The 15,707-nt window shown below is 71.8% G+C and carries 13 protein-coding genes; 10 read left to right on the top strand and 3 right to left on the bottom strand.

Going from position 1 to position 15,707, the window contains the following annotated elements:
* The first annotated feature begins 105 nt into the window (after positions 1-105).
* From ACZ6JY_RS27470 to ACZ6JY_RS27455, 4 genes are read left to right on the top strand one after another with little or no spacing between them, the layout of a single operon-like run.
* Complete coding sequence (locus ACZ6JY_RS27470; RefSeq protein WP_469199879.1) at positions 106-1,008, top strand: ABC transporter ATP-binding protein; 903 nt, start codon at positions 106-108, stop codon at positions 1,006-1,008.
* Positions 1,005-1,799: an ABC transporter permease gene (locus ACZ6JY_RS27465; RefSeq protein WP_469199877.1), complete on the top strand. Its 795-nt coding sequence runs from the start codon at positions 1,005-1,007 to the stop codon at positions 1,797-1,799. The genes ACZ6JY_RS27470 and ACZ6JY_RS27465 overlap by 4 nt, the downstream gene beginning before the upstream one ends.
* A gap of 41 nt (positions 1,800-1,840) precedes the next feature.
* Complete coding sequence (locus ACZ6JY_RS27460; RefSeq protein WP_469199875.1) at positions 1,841-3,109, top strand: sensor histidine kinase; 1,269 nt, start codon at positions 1,841-1,843, stop codon at positions 3,107-3,109.
* Complete coding sequence (locus ACZ6JY_RS27455; protein ID WP_469199873.1) at positions 3,099-3,731, top strand: response regulator; 633 nt, start codon at positions 3,099-3,101, stop codon at positions 3,729-3,731. Before ACZ6JY_RS27460 ends, ACZ6JY_RS27455 begins: the two co-directional genes overlap by 11 nt.
* Before the next feature lie 3 nt (positions 3,732-3,734).
* Here ACZ6JY_RS27455 and ACZ6JY_RS27450 read toward each other — a convergent pair whose 3' ends face one another.
* The 3 genes from ACZ6JY_RS27450 to glgX form a co-directional block, all read right to left on the bottom strand.
* Entirely contained in the window at positions 3,735-5,105 is a 1,371-nt protein-coding gene (locus ACZ6JY_RS27450; RefSeq protein ID WP_469200126.1) for a carbohydrate-binding protein, read from the bottom strand.
* A 136-nt stretch (positions 5,106-5,241) separates the two neighbouring features.
* Positions 5,242-6,195 (bottom strand): LysR family transcriptional regulator, encoded by a 954-nt coding sequence (locus tag ACZ6JY_RS27445; RefSeq protein WP_469199871.1) that lies wholly within the window; start codon positions 6,193-6,195, stop codon positions 5,242-5,244.
* 76 nt (positions 6,196-6,271) lie between these two features.
* Complete coding sequence (glgX, locus tag ACZ6JY_RS27440) at positions 6,272-8,560, bottom strand: glycogen debranching protein GlgX (protein WP_469199869.1); 2,289 nt, start codon at positions 8,558-8,560, stop codon at positions 6,272-6,274.
* 192 nt (positions 8,561-8,752) lie between these two features.
* Between glgX and ACZ6JY_RS27435 the strand changes: the two genes are divergently transcribed.
* The 6 genes from ACZ6JY_RS27435 to ACZ6JY_RS27410 all read left to right on the top strand — a co-directional run bounded on the left by ACZ6JY_RS27435 (position 8,753) and on the right by ACZ6JY_RS27410 (position 15,599).
* On the top strand, positions 8,753-9,925 hold the full coding sequence (locus tag ACZ6JY_RS27435) for a L,D-transpeptidase (protein WP_469199867.1): 1,173 nt from the start codon (positions 8,753-8,755) through the stop codon (positions 9,923-9,925).
* Positions 9,926-10,144: 219 nt separating this feature from the next.
* A complete protein-coding gene (locus ACZ6JY_RS27430; RefSeq protein ID WP_469199865.1) occupies positions 10,145-11,383 on the top strand; it encodes a L,D-transpeptidase in 1,239 nt (412 codons plus the stop codon).
* 87 nt (positions 11,384-11,470) lie between these two features.
* Entirely contained in the window at positions 11,471-12,238 is a 768-nt protein-coding gene (locus ACZ6JY_RS27425; RefSeq protein ID WP_469199863.1) for an enoyl-CoA hydratase/isomerase family protein, read from the top strand.
* Positions 12,239-12,523: 285 nt separating this feature from the next.
* Positions 12,524-13,027 carry an ATP-binding protein gene (locus tag ACZ6JY_RS27420; RefSeq protein ID WP_469199861.1) on the top strand — a complete coding sequence of 168 codons (504 nt, stop codon included), beginning with the start codon at positions 12,524-12,526 and terminating at the stop codon, positions 13,025-13,027.
* Positions 13,028-13,506: 479 nt separating this feature from the next.
* Positions 13,507-14,313: a polysaccharide deacetylase family protein gene (locus ACZ6JY_RS27415; protein ID WP_469200124.1), complete on the top strand. Its 807-nt coding sequence runs from the start codon at positions 13,507-13,509 to the stop codon at positions 14,311-14,313.
* Entirely contained in the window at positions 14,313-15,599 is a 1,287-nt protein-coding gene (locus ACZ6JY_RS27410; RefSeq protein WP_469199859.1) for a YncE family protein, read from the top strand. Before ACZ6JY_RS27415 ends, ACZ6JY_RS27410 begins: the two co-directional genes overlap by 1 nt.
* Positions 15,600-15,707 lie beyond the last annotated feature (108 nt).

The raw sequence follows: 15,707 nt of genomic DNA, 5'->3' as shown, positions 1-15,707 counted from the left end.
GGTCCGCGCCCCCGAAGTCGTACCCGGTCATCAACCGATCGGCTGATGCCGTTTCGAGCGTGACGGGCGATGTCCCCGCTCCCCTCCACGGGCGATTCTCATGGCATGCCCCTCATCGAAGTGCACGGACTCAAGAAGGCCTACGGCGGACGCGTCGTCGTCGACGGTGTCTCCTTCGGCGTCGAGGAGGGGGAGATCTTCGGCATCCTCGGCCCGAACGGCGCGGGCAAGACCACCACCGTCGAGTGCGTCGAGGGGCTGCGCGCACCCGACTCCGGCTCCGTCCGCGTGGCGGGGCTCGATCCCGTCGCCGATCACGCACGCCTCACCCGCGTCCTCGGCGCGCAGCTCCAGGAGAGCGAGCTCCAGCCGAAGCTGACCGTGCGCGAGGCCCTGGAACTGTATGCCGCGTTCTACCCGGACCCCGCCGACTGGCGGCCCCTCGCCGAGCGGCTGCGGCTCACCGACAAGCTCGACAGCCGCTTCGGCAAGCTCTCCGGCGGCCAGAAGCAGCGCCTGTTCATCGCCCTCTCCCTGATCGGCAACCCCAGGGTCGTCGTCCTGGACGAGCTGACCACGGGGCTCGACCCGCGCGCGCGGCGCGACACCTGGGAGCTCATCGAGGACGTGCGCGACAGCGGCGTCACCGTCCTGCTCGTCACCCACTTCATGGAGGAGGCCCAGCGCCTCTGCGACCGCATCGCGGTCATCGACAAGGGCAGGGTCGCCGCCCTCGACTCCCCGGCGGGCCTGATCAGCAGGGCCGCGAACTCCACCGTCATGTCCTTCACGCCCTCCACGCCGCTCGACGAGCGCGCCCTCGCCGCGCTCCCCGCCGTCACCTCCGTCGAGCACCGCGACGGCCGCTACACCCTGCACGGCACCGACGAGACCGTCGACGCCGCGATCACGCTGCTCGCCCGGCAGAACGTCACCGCCCACCAACTCCGGGTCTCCGACGCCACGTTGGACGACGCCTTCCTCGACCTGACGGGAGCATCGGCATGACCGCCGTCGCCGCACCGCACGCCACAGGGAAGAGCCGGGGCTCCGGGAAGAGCCAGGCCTCCGCCGCCGTTCTCAGGGCCGAGTTCCGGCTCTTCCGCCGCGAGCCGGGCTCCCTCTTCTGGATCATGGTCTTCCCCACGGTCCTGCTGGCCGTCCTCGGCTCCATCCCCTCCTTCCGCGAGCCCGACGACTCGCTCGGCGGCATCCGGATGGTCGACGCGTACGTGCCCGTCAGCGTGCTGCTCGCCCTGATCATGGCGGGGTTGCAGGCCATGCCGCCGCTCATCACCGGCTACCGCGAACGCGGCATCCTGCGCCGCATGTCCACGACGCCGGTACGCCCCTCCGCCGTGCTCGGCGCGCAGATGGGCATCCACGGGGCCGCCGCGCTCGTCTCGGCGCTGCTCTCGCTGGCCGTGGGCCGCCTCGCCTTCGACGTGACGCTGCCGCGCCAGACCTTCGGATACGTCCTCGCGCTGGTCCTCGCCGTCCTGTGCGGGCTCGCCCTCGGCGCCCTCGTCTCGGCGCTCGCGCGCACCACCAAGGCCGCGACCGCCATCGGCTCCGCCGTCTTCTTCCCGACGATGTTCAGCGCGGGCGTCTGGCTGCCGGTCCAGGCGATGCCCGACGCGCTCGCCCGCGTCGTGGAGATCACCCCGCTCGGCGCCGCGTCCCAGGCCCTCGCCGACGCCGCCGCCGGCGACTGGCCCGGCTGGGTCCACCTGGGGGTGCTCGCGCTGTGGACGGCGGCCCTCTCGGCCGGGGCCGCGCGCTGGTTCCGGTGGGAGTGACGGGCACGCATGCGAGGTGGCTCGTCGACGACACTGGGGCGGTGAGCACGGAGACGGCCGACCCCGCGAAGCTGATCGAACAGCGGTGGGACCTCTTCCATCGCTGGGGCCCCTACGTCCTCCTGGGCGCCGGCCTCCTCATGGCCGTCGCCACGAGCGGCGCCATCGGCATGGACAGCGGCGACTGGTACGTGGCCGGACCCCTGGTCGCCGCCGGCGCCGTGCTCCAGCTCGGATGGGGCGCGCAGGCCCAGGACCGGCGGGAACCCTCGCCCGCGTCCCTCGTCCACTACGTCCTGCGCTGGGCGATCGCCTTCGTCCTGACCTGGCTCAACCCGTTCTTCGCGTTCTACGCCATCGTGGGCTACTTCGGCACCGAGCGGCTGCTGGCCCCCCACCTGGTGAAGCCGGGGCTCTTCGCCACCGCCGTCATCATGGCGGGCTCCCAGAGCGGCGGACTGCCCCCGGACGGCAGCCTCGGCTGGGTCGTCTTCGGCGGGCTGCTCGCGGTGAACGTGGCGCTGCTCAACGTCTTCGCCCACCTCGCGGCGCAGGAGGACGAGCGGTCCCGCGTCCAGGCCGCGACCATCACCGAACTGGAACGCACCAACGCCGCCCTCCAGCAGGCCATGGACGAGAACGCCGCCCTGCACACCCAACTCCTCGTCCAGGCGCGGGAGGCGGGCGTCGCCGACGAGCGGCGCAGGCTCGCCGCAGAGATCCACGACACCATCGCCCAGGGCCTGACCGGCATCATCGCCCAGCTCCAGGTCGTCGTGGGCACGGCGGACGAGGAGGTGGCCCGCGAACACCTGGGCCGCGCCGCCGACCTCGCCCGGCACAGCCTGGGCGAGGCCCGCCGCTCCGTGCACAACCTCTCGCCCGCGCCCCTGGCCCACGACCACCTCCCCGAGGCGCTGAAGAAGACGGTCGCCGAGTGGAAGGAACGGACCGGCGTCCGCGCCGAGTTCACGGTCACCGGCACCGTCGAACACCTCCACGACGAGATCGAGGCGACCCTCCTGCGCATCGTCCAGGAGGCCCTGTCCAACACGGCCCGGCACGCGCGAGCGATCCGGCTCGGCGTCACCTTGTCCTTCATGGACGACGAGGTCACCCTGGACGTACGCGACGACGGCCGCGGCTTCGACCCGCTCGCCACGGCCCGGCGCACCGGCTCCGGCGGCTTCGGCCTCGACGGCATGCGCGCCCGCGCCGAGCGCATCGCGGGCTCCCTCACCGTGGAGTCGGAGCCGGGCGGCGGTACGGCGGTGTCGGCTCGCGTACCGTTGGTGCGCCATGAGCACTGAAGTGATCACTCTCATCGTCGTCGACGACCACCCGGTGGTCCGCGACGGTCTGCGCGGCATGTTCCACTCCGCGCCGGGTTTCGAGGTCCTCGGCGAGGCGTCGAACGGCGTGGAGGCGGTGGCGCTCGCCGCCGAACTCGACCCGGACGTCGTCCTGATGGACCTGCGCATGCCGGGCGGCGGCGGTGTCGACGCGATCACCGAGCTCACCCGGCGAGGGGCCCGCGCCCGCGTCCTGGTCCTCACCACGTACGACACGGACTCCGACACGCTGCCCGCGATCGAGGCGGGCGCGACGGGCTATCTGCTGAAGGACGCCCCGCGCGAGGAGCTGTTCACCGCGGTCCGCGCGGCGGCCGAGGGGCGTACGGTCCTGTCGCCCGCCGTGGCGTCCCGGCTGGTCTCACGCGTGCGTGCCCCCGGCAACGAACCGCTGAGCACCCGGGAGAGGGAAGTGCTCGCGCTCGTCGCCAGGGGCACGTCGAACCGTGGGATCGCCGCGGAACTCTTCATCAGCGAGGCCACGGTCAAGACCCACCTCACCCACATCTACGCCAAGCTGTCGGTGAAGGACCGCGCGGCGGCGGTGGCCACGGCGTACAGCCGCGGGATTCTGGGCTGACCCCTACGCCTGCTGCCACAGCGCGGGAGTGTTCGGCGGCTCCCACCCGGACTGGGCCTGGTGTCCCTGGAGACAGCGGTACGTCGACCCGCCGTAGGTGACGGAGTCACCGGGCGCGTAGACCTTGCCCGCGGCCCAGGTGCCGCCCGGCTCCGGCTCCCCGGGGCCGGGGTCCTCGCCGCCGCCCGTGGTCTTCAGCGTCAGACCGAACTGCGAGAGCAGCGGCAGGATCGGCTGATGGAAGGTCTCGCCGCCGCGGCGGCAGTCGCCGGAGCCGCCCGAGGTGACGCCCTGCGCCTGGCTCCCGGAGATGTAGGAGCCGCCGGAGTCACCGGGCTCCGCGCAGACCGTGGTCCGCGTGACCCCGCTGATGGTCCCCTCCGGATACGTGACGCTGGTGTTGTGCTGCGAGATCGTGCCGCAGTGCCACCCCGTAGTGGAGCCCGAGCGGCAGATCGACGCACCCACCGGGGACTGTGTGGAGCCCCCGACACCGATCCGCTGGCCGCTCTGGCCCTTCACGTACGGGGTGGCGGTCCACTGGGAGTTGGTGGCGACCCAGGCCATGTCCCTGCCGGGGAAGATCGAGGCCTGGAACGTGCCCTGGGCCACCTGGTTGTAGCCGCTGGTCGCGGTGCCCGCGCGCCCGCAGTGGCCCGCCGTGGCGAAGCCCTGCTGGGTGCCCTTGGTGATGGAGAAGCCGATGGAGCAGCGGCCGCCCATGTAGTACGCCTCGCCGCCCACCAGGTCGTACAGCGGCTTCGGCCGCGCCTCGGTCCTCTCGACGCGTACGAGGTCCGACGCGACGCCCGCGGTCGACGCGAGGGACTTGGCCGCGGAGGCCTTGACGGCCCGTATCACCACGGCGTTGGAGCGCACGTCGACGTACCAGACCGGGGCGTCGCGCGTGGCCGTCCGCTTCGCCGCGCGGTCAAGGCGGGCCTTGGCGGCGTCGAGCGCGGCGAGGGAGTGCGGCACCACCCGGGCGCGGGCGCCCCTGGCCTCGATCAGGGAGACGTCGGCGGAGTCCGTGGTGGCCACGGTGAGCGTGCCCGATGTGGCGCCCCGCACCCAGGCGCCCGCGAAGTCACGGCCGAGCGCGTTGCGCAGCGCTCCCGCGTCGGCGCCGGCCTCGGCCTCGTTGACCAGCCTGGCCTTAGCCTGCGCCGACGTGAGGCCGAGGTCGCGCCGCATGGCCGCGAGGACCTGGGGAGAGGTCTCGCCGACAGCGGCGGTCACGGCCGGGGAAGGGGCCGCGGCGGGGTCGCTCTGGGCGGACGCGCTGCCGGGAGCCCCGGCCACGACGAGCGCGCCGGCCGCGGCGAAAGCGGCACAGGCCGCCACGGCACGTCTGGAATGGGTGGTGGGGAGCATACGAGGCATACGAGGTCTCCTCGGTGTACGCGGAGCGAGCGGGGAATCGCCCACAACGTAGAAGCCTCAACAGCCCGCCAGTAGCTGTCAGCCGACCCCCGTCCCCGGCGTTATGGAACGGCGGGGGCGGGTGCCCTCACGGCTGCCGCGGGGAGGGCGCCGCCAGCCATGCCGTGTAGCTCTCGCTGCGGGCGGCGGCCTCCGCGTGGGCGGCGCGGGCCTGCGCGAAGACCGTGGCGGCCGTGTCGTGGGCGGGGGCCGCCGGATGCCAGCCGAGCATGTGGCGCCAGTACAGCGGGGTCCCGGCGAGGGGCCGGGTCACCAGGCCAGGAGTCGGCGGGAACGTCGCCCTGCACAGCCCCACCGCCCGTCCCACCTGCACCAGATGAACGCAGGACGAGACGTCCGTCTCGTACACGCGCGAGGGCGTGAACCCGGCGCGGGCGCACGCGGCGGAGAAGCAGTCCGCGAAGCAGCCGTCGCCCGGCACGTCCGTCCACGCCTCGTCGGCGAGCAGGCCGAGGTCGATCTCCTGGTGGCCCGCGAGCGGATGGCCGGTCGCCAGCATGACGAAGACCGGGTCGCGGCCCACCTCCCGCCAGACCAGCAGCTCGCCCTCCGGCGGCGCGCTCGCCCCGCACGTGCCGACCAGCGCGAAGTCCAGGGTGCCCGCGGCCGTGCGGGCCGCGATGTCCCGCTCCGACCAGGAGGTGTGCGTGGTCACCCGCGCCCCCGGATACGCGGTGGCGAGCCGGTCGATCAGGGCGCCGAGCAGCGGCCCGTGCGTGCCGCCGAGCCGGAACCCGGTGCCGTCCTGCCACGCCTGGGCGAACCGCCGCGCCTCGTCCCGCAGTCCGCTCACCGCGGGCAGCACGACGCGGGCCCGCGCCAGCACGAACTCGCCGAGCGCGGTGGCCCGTACTCCGTGCCGCCCCCGCTCGAACAGCTCACCCCCCACAACGCGCTCGATCCGCTTGAGCTGCGCGCTCAGCGCGGGCTGCGCGAGCCCGAGCGCGGTGGCGGCCTTGGTGAGGCTGCCCGCGTCGGCGATCGCCCGGATCGTCTTCAGGTGCCGCAACTCCAGGTCCATGGCCTGAGCTTGGACCGCGGCAGGAGGGTCGGCAATACTCCGGTCTGGACCAATCCGGTGGGGCCGTGGCCGAACGTCACCCGTGTCCGACCCGCAACAGCAGCACCGTCCGTCCCCCCAGCGCCACCGTGGAGCCGGCCCGCAGCACGGTGTCCGGCACCGTCGCCTGGTCCTCCGCCGAGGTGTCGACGACGACCTCGTAGAAGTCGGCCCACGGCGGCCCGGGCAGTACGAGGTCCACCGTGTCCGCCCCGGCGTGCAGTACCGCGAGGAAGCTGTCGTCGGCGACCGGCGCGCCACGGGCGTCCCGGCCCGGTATGTCACGCCCCGACAGATACATGCCGAGCGTGGCCGCCGGGGCGAACCAGTCGGCCTCCGTCATCTCCGTGCCCCGCGCGGTGAACCACGCAAGGTCCCGCAGCCCGTCCGCCGAGTGCGCGCGCCCGGAGAAGAAGGCGCGGCGGCGCAGCACGGGGTGCCGGTGCCGCAGCTCGATGAGGCGCGCCGTCAGCGCGTGCAGCTCGCGCCGCCCCGGGTCGTCGAGGAGCCCCCAGTCGACCCAGCTGATCTCGTTGTCCTGGCAGTACGCGTTGTTGGAGCCGCCCTGCGTGCGCCCCATCTCGTCCCCGGCGACGAGCATCGGCACCCCCGTGGAGAGCAGCAGCGTCGTCATGAGGTTCCGCAGCTGCCGCCGCCGCAGGGCCGCGATCTCCGCGTCGTCCGTCTCGCCCTCGACGCCGCAGTTCCAGGCCCGGTTGTCGTCGGAGCCGTCCCTGTTCCCCTCGCCGTTGGCCTCGTTGTGCTTGTGCTCGTACGTCACGAGGTCCCGCAGCGTGAACCCGTCGTGCGCGGTCACGAAGTTCACCGAGGCGTACGGCCTGCGCCCGCCCCATGCGTACAGGTCGCTGGAGCCCGAGAGCCGGTACCCCAGATCCCGTACGTCCGGCAGCGCGCCCCGCCAGAAGTCCCGCACCGCACCGCGGTAGCGGTCGTTCCACTCCGTCCACAGCGGCGGGAAGGCGCCCACCTGATAGCCCCCGGACCCCACGTCCCACGGCTCGGCGATCAGCTTCACGCGGCGCAGGACCGGGTCCTGGGCGATCACCGCGAGGAACGGCGAGAGCATGTCGACGTCGTGGAAGGAGCGCGCGAGCGCCGCCGCGAGGTCGAAGCGGAAGCCGTCCACTCCCATCTCCGTCACCCAGTACCGCAGCGAGTCCGTGATGAGCCGCAGGACGTGCGGCTGGACGACCTGGAGGGTGTTGCCGCAGCCCGTGTAGTCCGCGTACCGCCGCGCGTCCGGCTGGAGCCGGTAGTAGCCGCGGTTGTCGATGCCCTTGAGCGACAGCATGGGGCCCAGCTCGCCGGCCTCCGCCGTGTGGTTGTAGACCACGTCGAGGATCACCTCGATCCCGGCCTCGTGCAGCGCCCGCACCATCCGCCTGAACTCCCCGACCTGCTGCCCCCGCGTCCCCGACGCCGCGTACGCGGCATGCGGCGCGAAGTAGCCGATGGAGTTGTACCCCCAGTAATTCCTCAGCCCCCGCCGCAGCAGATGGTCCTCGTGCGCGAACTGGTGCACCGGCAGCAGCTCGACCGCCGTCACCCCGAGGCGTACGAGGTGGTCGAGCGCCGCCGGGTGCGCGAGCCCCGCGTACGTGCCGCGCAGCTCCTCGGGCACCCCGGGGTGCAGCTTGGTGAAGCCGCGCACGTGCAGTTCGTAGATGACCGAGTCCGCCCACGGAGTCTTCGGGCGCCGGTCGTCGGCCCACTCGTCGTCCGGCGCGTCGTCGTGCACGACCACGCCCTTGGGGACGTACGGCGCCGAGTCCCTGTCGTCGCGCACGGTGTCCGCCACGTGCTGCTGGGGCCAGTCGCGGGCGTGGCCGTACACCTCCGCGGGGAGCGTGAAGTCGCCGTCCACCGCGCGCGCGTAGGGATCGAGGAGCAGCTTGGCCGGGTTCCAGCGGGCGCCCGTCCACGGGTCCCAGCGGCCGTGCACGCGGTAGCCGTACCGCTGGCCGGGGCGCACGCCGGGGACGAAGCCGTGCCAGATCTCGTGGGTCAGCTCGGTCAGCGGGCAGCGCGTCTCGACGACGTGGCCGTCCTCCGTGTCGAACAGGCACAGCTCCACCGACTCGGCGCCGCCGGCCCACAGCGCGAAGTTGGTCCCCGCGACCCCGTCGGGGCCGGTGCGAAAGCGGGCGCCGAGCGGTGTCGGCGTCCCCGGCCACACCTGCCGGGCGGGCGCCGCACGCGCGCCGGTGCGCCTGCTGCCGTTCACGGCGGTGGCGGGACGCCCGGGAGCGGTACGCCCCTGCGCCGGCGCCTGCCGCACTGACCTCTGCTCGGATGCGCTCGACACCTGTCAGCCTCCCGCGGCTCCTCGGCCGACGCGCGAAGCAGGGCGTGCGGCGTCCCGGCCGCGGCTCCCCATACGTCGTCCCTCCCCACTGTTCTGCCCAGTGCGTGCGTCGCACTCACGTTTCCCCGGGCAAGGACGGTCGTTGGGACCCACGTGAGACAGAGTGCGAGGCGCGCACGGCGCGCAGGGGCCGTGCTGGCCGCGGTACTGACATGGGCCGGCCTGCTGGCCGGGGCGACGGCCTGCTCCGGCGGCGACCTCGGGCAGGTGCTCGGGAAACCGGGCTCGCCCGCCGAAGTGATCCGCGTGTCGCCCGAGGACGGCAGCAAGGACGTCAAGCCGGATGAACGGCTCCGGGTGAGGGTGCCCAGCGGCCGTCTGGAGTCGGTGAAGGTGGTCCGGACGCAGGACGCACAGGAGTTCGAGGTGCAGGGCCGCATCGCCGACGACGGCCTCACCTGGGAGCCGCGGGACAAGGGCCCGCTCGCGCTCGCGGCCTCGTACAAGGTCGACGCCGTCGCGCTCGACGGGCACGGCCGCCGCGCGGCCCGGCACACGACCTTCCGCACCCACGTCCCCGAGGAGCGCTTCATCGGGTACGTGGCGCCGGAGAACCGCTCCACGGTCGGCACCGGCATGATCGTCTCCCTGGAGTTCAACCGGGTGGTCGAGAACCGCGCGGCCGTCCAGCGCGCCATCGAGGTCACCTCGCGCCCGGCGGTCGACATCCGCCCGCACTGGTTCGGCGACACCCGCGTGGACTTCCGCCCCGAGCGGTACTGGAAGCCCGGCACGAAGGTCACCGTCTCCCTGCGCCTGCGCGACGTCGAGGCCGCCCCCGGCGTCTACGGCCTCCAGGACAAGAGCTTCGTGTTCACGGTCGGCCGCAGCCAGCACTCCCTGGTCGACGCCGCCGAGCACACCATGCGGGTGACCCGCGACGGCGAGGTCGTCTCCACCGTGCCGATCACCGCGGGCGCCCCGAAGACCACCACGTACAACGGGAAGATGGTGGTGACGGAGATGCTGGAGGTGACCCGCATGAACAGCCGCACCGTCGGCTTCGGCGGGGAGTACGACATCCCCGACGTGCCGCACGCCATCCGCCTGACCACCTCCGGCACCTTCCTGCACGGCAACTACTGGGCCCCGGACGCTCCCGGCAAGGCCAACGTCAGCCACGGTTGCGTCGGCCTGCGCGACGTGAAGGGCGGCAGTTCGCGGACGCCGGCCGGCTGGTTCTTCGACCGGACCCTCATCGGGGACGTCGTCGAAGTGATCAACAGCAATGACCGGCAAGTGGCTCCCGACAACGGCCTCGGCGGCTGGAACATGGCGTGGAAGGACTGGGTGAAGGGCAGCTGACCTCCCGGCGGACCGCCAGGTGACCGCCGGGTGACCGGCGGGCCACCACCCGGTGGTCAGGCCTCGCCCCCACCGCATGGGCAGTTGGAACGGAACGGTGACATTGGCGGGCAGTCATCGCCCGGACCCGTGTGGTTATCTAGCGCTTGCGCGTGTCTGAAACGCGCAGGTGCACTGGGGTGCGGGCCTGGATCCAGGCCGTGCGAGGGGAGACTCATCTTGAACGGGCGACCGATTTCGGGGACGTCGGTTGACGCGCGACGACGCGTACGGCGGCGGGGCGCCAGAGGCATGACCGCGGTGCTCTCGGGAGCGGCACTGCTGATGGTGGCGGCATGTGGGGGCGGCGGCTCGGACTCGGGCGGCGACGGCGAGGACAAGGCCGACAAGAACGCCCCCTCGGCGGCCGTGGTGACGATAGCCCCCGAGAACGGGGCGAAGTCGGTGGCGACCAGCGGCGCCCTGAAGATATCCGCGGACAAGGGCAAGCTCTCCGAGGTCAAGGTCGAGGACAGCAAGGGCAACCCCGTCCCCGGCAAGATCACCTCGGGCGGCAGGGGCTGGACGCCCGCCCACCACCTCGCGGCGGCCACCAAGTACAAGGTCCACGCGGTGGCGAAGGACTCCGAAGGCCGGGCGTCCGCCAAGGACACCGCCTTCACGACACTGACCCCGAAGAACACCTTCGTCGGCCAGTTCACGCCGGAGGACGGCTCCGAGGTCGGCGTCGGGATGCCGTTCTCGGTGAACTTCACGCGCGGCATCACCGACCCGGAGGCCGTCGAGAAGGCCATCGAGATCAAGACCGAGCCGTCCGTGCCCGTCGAGGGCCACTGGTTCGGCAACGACCGCCTCGACTTCCGCCCCGAGGAGTACTGGAAGGCCGGCACCAAGGTCACCGTCAAGCTCAACCTCGACGGCGTCGAGGGCCGCCCGGGCGTCTACGGCAAGCAGGCCAAGACCCTGAACTTCACCATCGGCCGCAGCCAGGTCTCCACCGTCGACGCCAAGACGCACCAGATGAAGGTCGTCCGCGACGGCAAGCAGATCAAGAAGATCCCGATCACCGCGGGCGCGCCCGGCACCACCACGTACAACGGTGAGATGGTCATCAGCGAGAAGCTCAAGGTGACCCGGATGAACGGCGAGACCGTCGGGTTCGGCGGCGAGTACGACATCAAGGACGTCCCGCACGCGATGCGCCTGTCCACCTCCGGCACGTTCATCCACGGCAACTACTGGTCGGGCGGCGCCTTCGGCAACACCAACGCCAGCCACGGCTGCATAGGCCTGAGCGACGTGCGCGGCGGCTACAGCAAGAAGACCCCCGGGGGCTGGTTCTTCAACAACTCGATGATCGGCGACGTCGTCGTGGTGAAGAACTCCGCGGACAAGAAGATCCAGCCCGAGAACGGCTACAACGGCTGGAACATGTCGTGGGAGAAGTGGAAGGCGTAGCCTCCGCCACGTCCTGACCGCGGGCCCGGCGCACTGTGACCAAGTGCACCGGGCCCATCGGTGTTGACCCCCGCTAACGTGCGGTGCATGACTGCAACCCTCGAAGTCGCCGAAGGCGTCGGCACCATCCGGCTCGACCGCCCGCCCATGAACGCCCTGGACATCGCCACCCAGGACCGCATCAAGGAACTCGCCGCCGAGGCCACGCGCCGCGACGACGTACGTGCCGTGGTGATCCACGGCGGCGAGAAGGTGTTCGCCGCCGGCGCGGACATCAAGGAGATGCAGGACATGGACCACGCGGGCATGATCGCCCGCTCCGGCGCCCTGCAGGAGTCCTTCACCGCCGTGGCCCGCATCCCCAAGCCCGTCGTCGCCGCCGTCAACGGCTACGCCCTGGGCGGCGGCTGCGAGCTCGCGCTCTGCGCGGACTTCCGCATCGCCGCGGACAACGCCAAGCTCGGCCAGCCGGAGATCCTGCTCGGCCTCATCCCCGGCGCCGGCGGCACCCAGCGCCTGGCACGCCTGGTCGGCCCGTCCAAGGCCAAGGACCTCATCTTCACCGGCCGCCAGGTGAAGGCGCCTGAGGCGCTCGCCATCGGCCTGGTGGACCGCGTGGTGCCCGCCGCCGAGGTGTACGAGCAGGCGCACGCGTGGGCCGCGCGGCTCGCGCAGGGCCCCGCCATCGCGCTGCGCGCCGCCAAGGAGTCCATCGACGCGGGCCTGGAGACGGATCTCGACACCGGCCTGGCGCTCGAACGCACGTGGTTCGCGGGTCTGTTCGCCACCGAGGACCGGGAACGGGGCATGCGGAGCTTCGTGGAGGAGGGCCCGGGCAAGGCGAAGTTCCTCTGAACTTCCGTACGGCTTCCGCGTGTTGAGCACCGTGCGATGAGATATCGGCCAACCGATCCCCCGAAGGGGCGGTTGTGCACGGCCTGACGGAAACTCGGCCATCCCTCCTCCAGTGCGGTCCGCGATCAGCCGTAGGCGGCACGTCGTCGCAGCTCAGGGCCCCTTTGCGGGGCCCTGAGCTGCCGCTGGCATATGCCTTCCCCGCCTCCCGGAATGAGCGATTCCGGGGGTTCTATTCCGTCGGAACGGCCCCGGAGAGCGCGCTGGGCGGCCATGATGGACGACATGGCGGGGCTGGAGGGATACGAACGACCGCGGCGGCACACCAGTGCGACCACGGCGCGCTGGTCGCCGGCGGTGGAGGACGAACACGCGCTGAAGGCGCTGGAGTTGTTCGGTAACCCGACGGACGCGGAGGTGCCGCTTCCGTCACGCCCGGAGTCCGCCGCCATCGCGCGCCGCCTCGCCCAGGTCGTCGTCCTGCGCCACTGGGGCCTCACCCCCAAGCTCACCGAGGACGTCGTCCTCCTCGTCTCCGAACTCGTCGGCAACGCCGTGCGGCACACCGGGGCCCGCGTCTTCGGGCTGCGGATGGAGCGGCGGCGCGGCTGGATCCGCGTCGAGGTCCGCGACCCCTCCCGTGGCCTGCCCTGCCTGATGCCGGTCCATGAGATGGACCTGAGCGGCCGCGGGCTCTTCCTGGTGGACAAGCTCTCCGACCGGTGGGGCGTCGATCTGCTGCCGCGCGGCAAGACGACCTGGTTCGAGATGCGGGTCTCCGACCGCTGAGTCCATACGCGAAAGCCCCCTGCGGCCGTGGTCCGGCTCTTCGGGGGCTTTCGTGAAGCGCCGCGGACGAAGGGGGTGTGTTCCACGGCGGCTGACGACGACCTGGCCCGGGTCAATGGGGGTCGTGTCCCCGACTATGACAGACGGGACCCGGCGAACCAAAAGCTCATAACCGGGCATAGCCGTGCATACCCTAACAGTTTAGAGGTGAATCCTTGGTGAGATGGGACACCTGCCTGGTAAACGCGGGTTGAGCGGGAGCTGTCACAGGCGATAAGCAAGGCTTGGGCAGGGGTGCTGGAGGGACGCTGGGGGCGTATCACGTGCGGTGCGGCATGCCCTAACCGGGTCAATCGGCATGATTTGCCATATTGCCGGATTAAATGGCCGACGTGACGGATCATGTGACGCAGGGCGAGGACCCGGGCGGCGGGGCGGGTTCTTCGGATGGTCGAGCCGGCCGCGGGCGGCGGGAGGTTCTGCGGGTCGGCGGCGGCGGCCTGGGTGCCGCCTGTGCGGGGGCGGTGCTCGGCGGTGGGCTTGCCGCCGGGTGCGCGCGCGACGGCAAGGGCCGTGACGAGGGCGTTGGTGAGCGCGGTGACGCGGCGCGTGGCGCGGGTGGGCGTGACCGGCCGCCCGCGTCCAAGGCCCCCGGGCCGGGCCCCGCGCCCCGCCGGTTCCCGGGCCTGCCCGCGCAGATCGCCCACGGGCCGCGCGGCCGGCGCCAGGTCGCGCTGACCTTCCACGGCCAGGGCGACCCCGCCACGGCGAAGGCGCTGCTCGGCGAGGCGGAGAAGGCGGGGGCCAAGGTCACCGTGCTCGCGGTCGGCGGCTGGCTCGACGAGCACCCCACGCTGGCCCGCCGCATCCTCGACGGCGGCCACGACCTGGGCAACCACACCCTCCGGCACCTCGACATCAACGGCATGCCCGAAGCCGAGGCCTACGCCGAGATCACCGGCTGCGCGGACCGCCTGCGGCGCCTCACCGGCTCCATCGGCACCTGGTTCCGCCCCTCACGCGCCGAGAAGGCCTCTCCGCTCGTCGAACGCCTCGCCCGCCGCGCCGGCTACCCGCACGTCCTCTCGTACGACGTCGACTCCCTCGACTTCACCTCGCCCGGCGCCCCGGCCGTCACGCGGAACATCGCCGCCGGAGTCCGCGCGGGCTCCGTGGTGAGCCTGCACTTCGGGTACGCGGACACGGTCGCCGCGCTCCCCGCCGTCCTGCAAGAACTGGAACGCCGCGGCCTGCGCGCGGTGACGACCACGGAGCTGCTGACCTGATGTCCCGTAGAAGACTGCCCCATCAACGACTGGCCCGTACGGAACTGCCCCGTACCGGACTGCCGCTGCCCCGTACCGGACTGCCTCGTACCGGACGGCCCCGTACGCGACTCGGCCTGACCAGGCGCGCCGCGGCCGCGTTCGCCGCCGGTGCCGTGCTCGCCGCCCTCGCCGGCTGCGGCGGCTCCGGGGGCCGGGCGGACGAGGCCCTCGGCACCGAGGGCGCCCGCAAGCCCGCCAAGCCGAAGGCGTCCCCCGGCCTGCCCGGCATGCCGCCGGTACTCGACCCCAAGGACGTCTACGCCGCCGACCGGCCGAACGCCCTCCAGCCCGTGGCGAAGAAGTTCCTGTCCCGGGTCTACGTACCCAACACCAACTCCAACACCGTGTCGGTCATCGACCCGAAGAAGTTCAAGGTCATCGAGACCATCAAGGTCGGCAACCAGCCCCAGCACGTCGTCCCCTCCTGGGACATGAAGACCCTCTGGGTCAACAACGACCTCGGGGACAGCCTCACCGCCATCGACCCCGTCACCGGAAAGACCGGCCGGACGGTCGAGGTCTCCGACCCGTACAACCTCTACTTCACGCCGAACGGTAAACACGCCGTCGTCATGGCCTCCATGGACCGCGAACTCGTCTTCCGCGATCCCAGGACCATGGACCGCGTCAAGACCGTCCCCGTGACCTGCGCGGGCGTCAACCACGCCGACTTCTCGATGGACGGCCGCTACTTCATCGTGTCCTGCGAGTTCTCCGGGGAACTCCTCAAGGTCGACACGGAGAAGATGAAGGTCGTCGGCCAGCAGAAGATCCCCCTCAAGGGCGCCATGCCGCAGGACGTGAAGCTGTCACCGGACGGCAAGACCTTCTACATCGCCGACATGATGGCGCACGGCATGTGGGTCCTCGACGGCAAGAAGTTCTCGACGCCGAAGCTGCTGCGCACCGGCAAGGGCTGCCACGGCCTGTACGTCAGCCGCGACTCCAAGGAGATGTACATCTCCAACCGCGGCGAGGGCACCATCTCCGTCTTCGACTTCCCGAAGAACAAGCTCACCAAGAAGTGGAAGCTCCCGCAGGGCGGCAGCCCCGACATGGGCGGCGTCTCGGCCGACGGCAAGACGCTGTGGCTTTCGGGACGGTACGACTCCGAGGTGTACGCCATCGACACCCGCACCGGCGCCCAGGTGGCCCGCATCCCCGTCGGCAGCGGCCCGCACGGCCTCGCCGTCTACCCCCAGCCGGGCCGCTACTCGCTCGGACACACGGGGGTCTTCCGCTGAGGTGACGCGTGAGCCATGGACAGTTGACGGTTGAGCTATATCAACACCGGGCACCAAAGGGGCAGTTCAGGAAATTCTGGCAGCTGGAACGCTGCCGTTCCCCCCCAC

Source organism: Streptomyces sp. NPDC046335 (genome assembly GCF_055587985.1).
The sequence above is the reverse complement of the archived record's forward strand: the minus strand, read 5'-3'. Positions and strand labels throughout refer to the sequence as shown.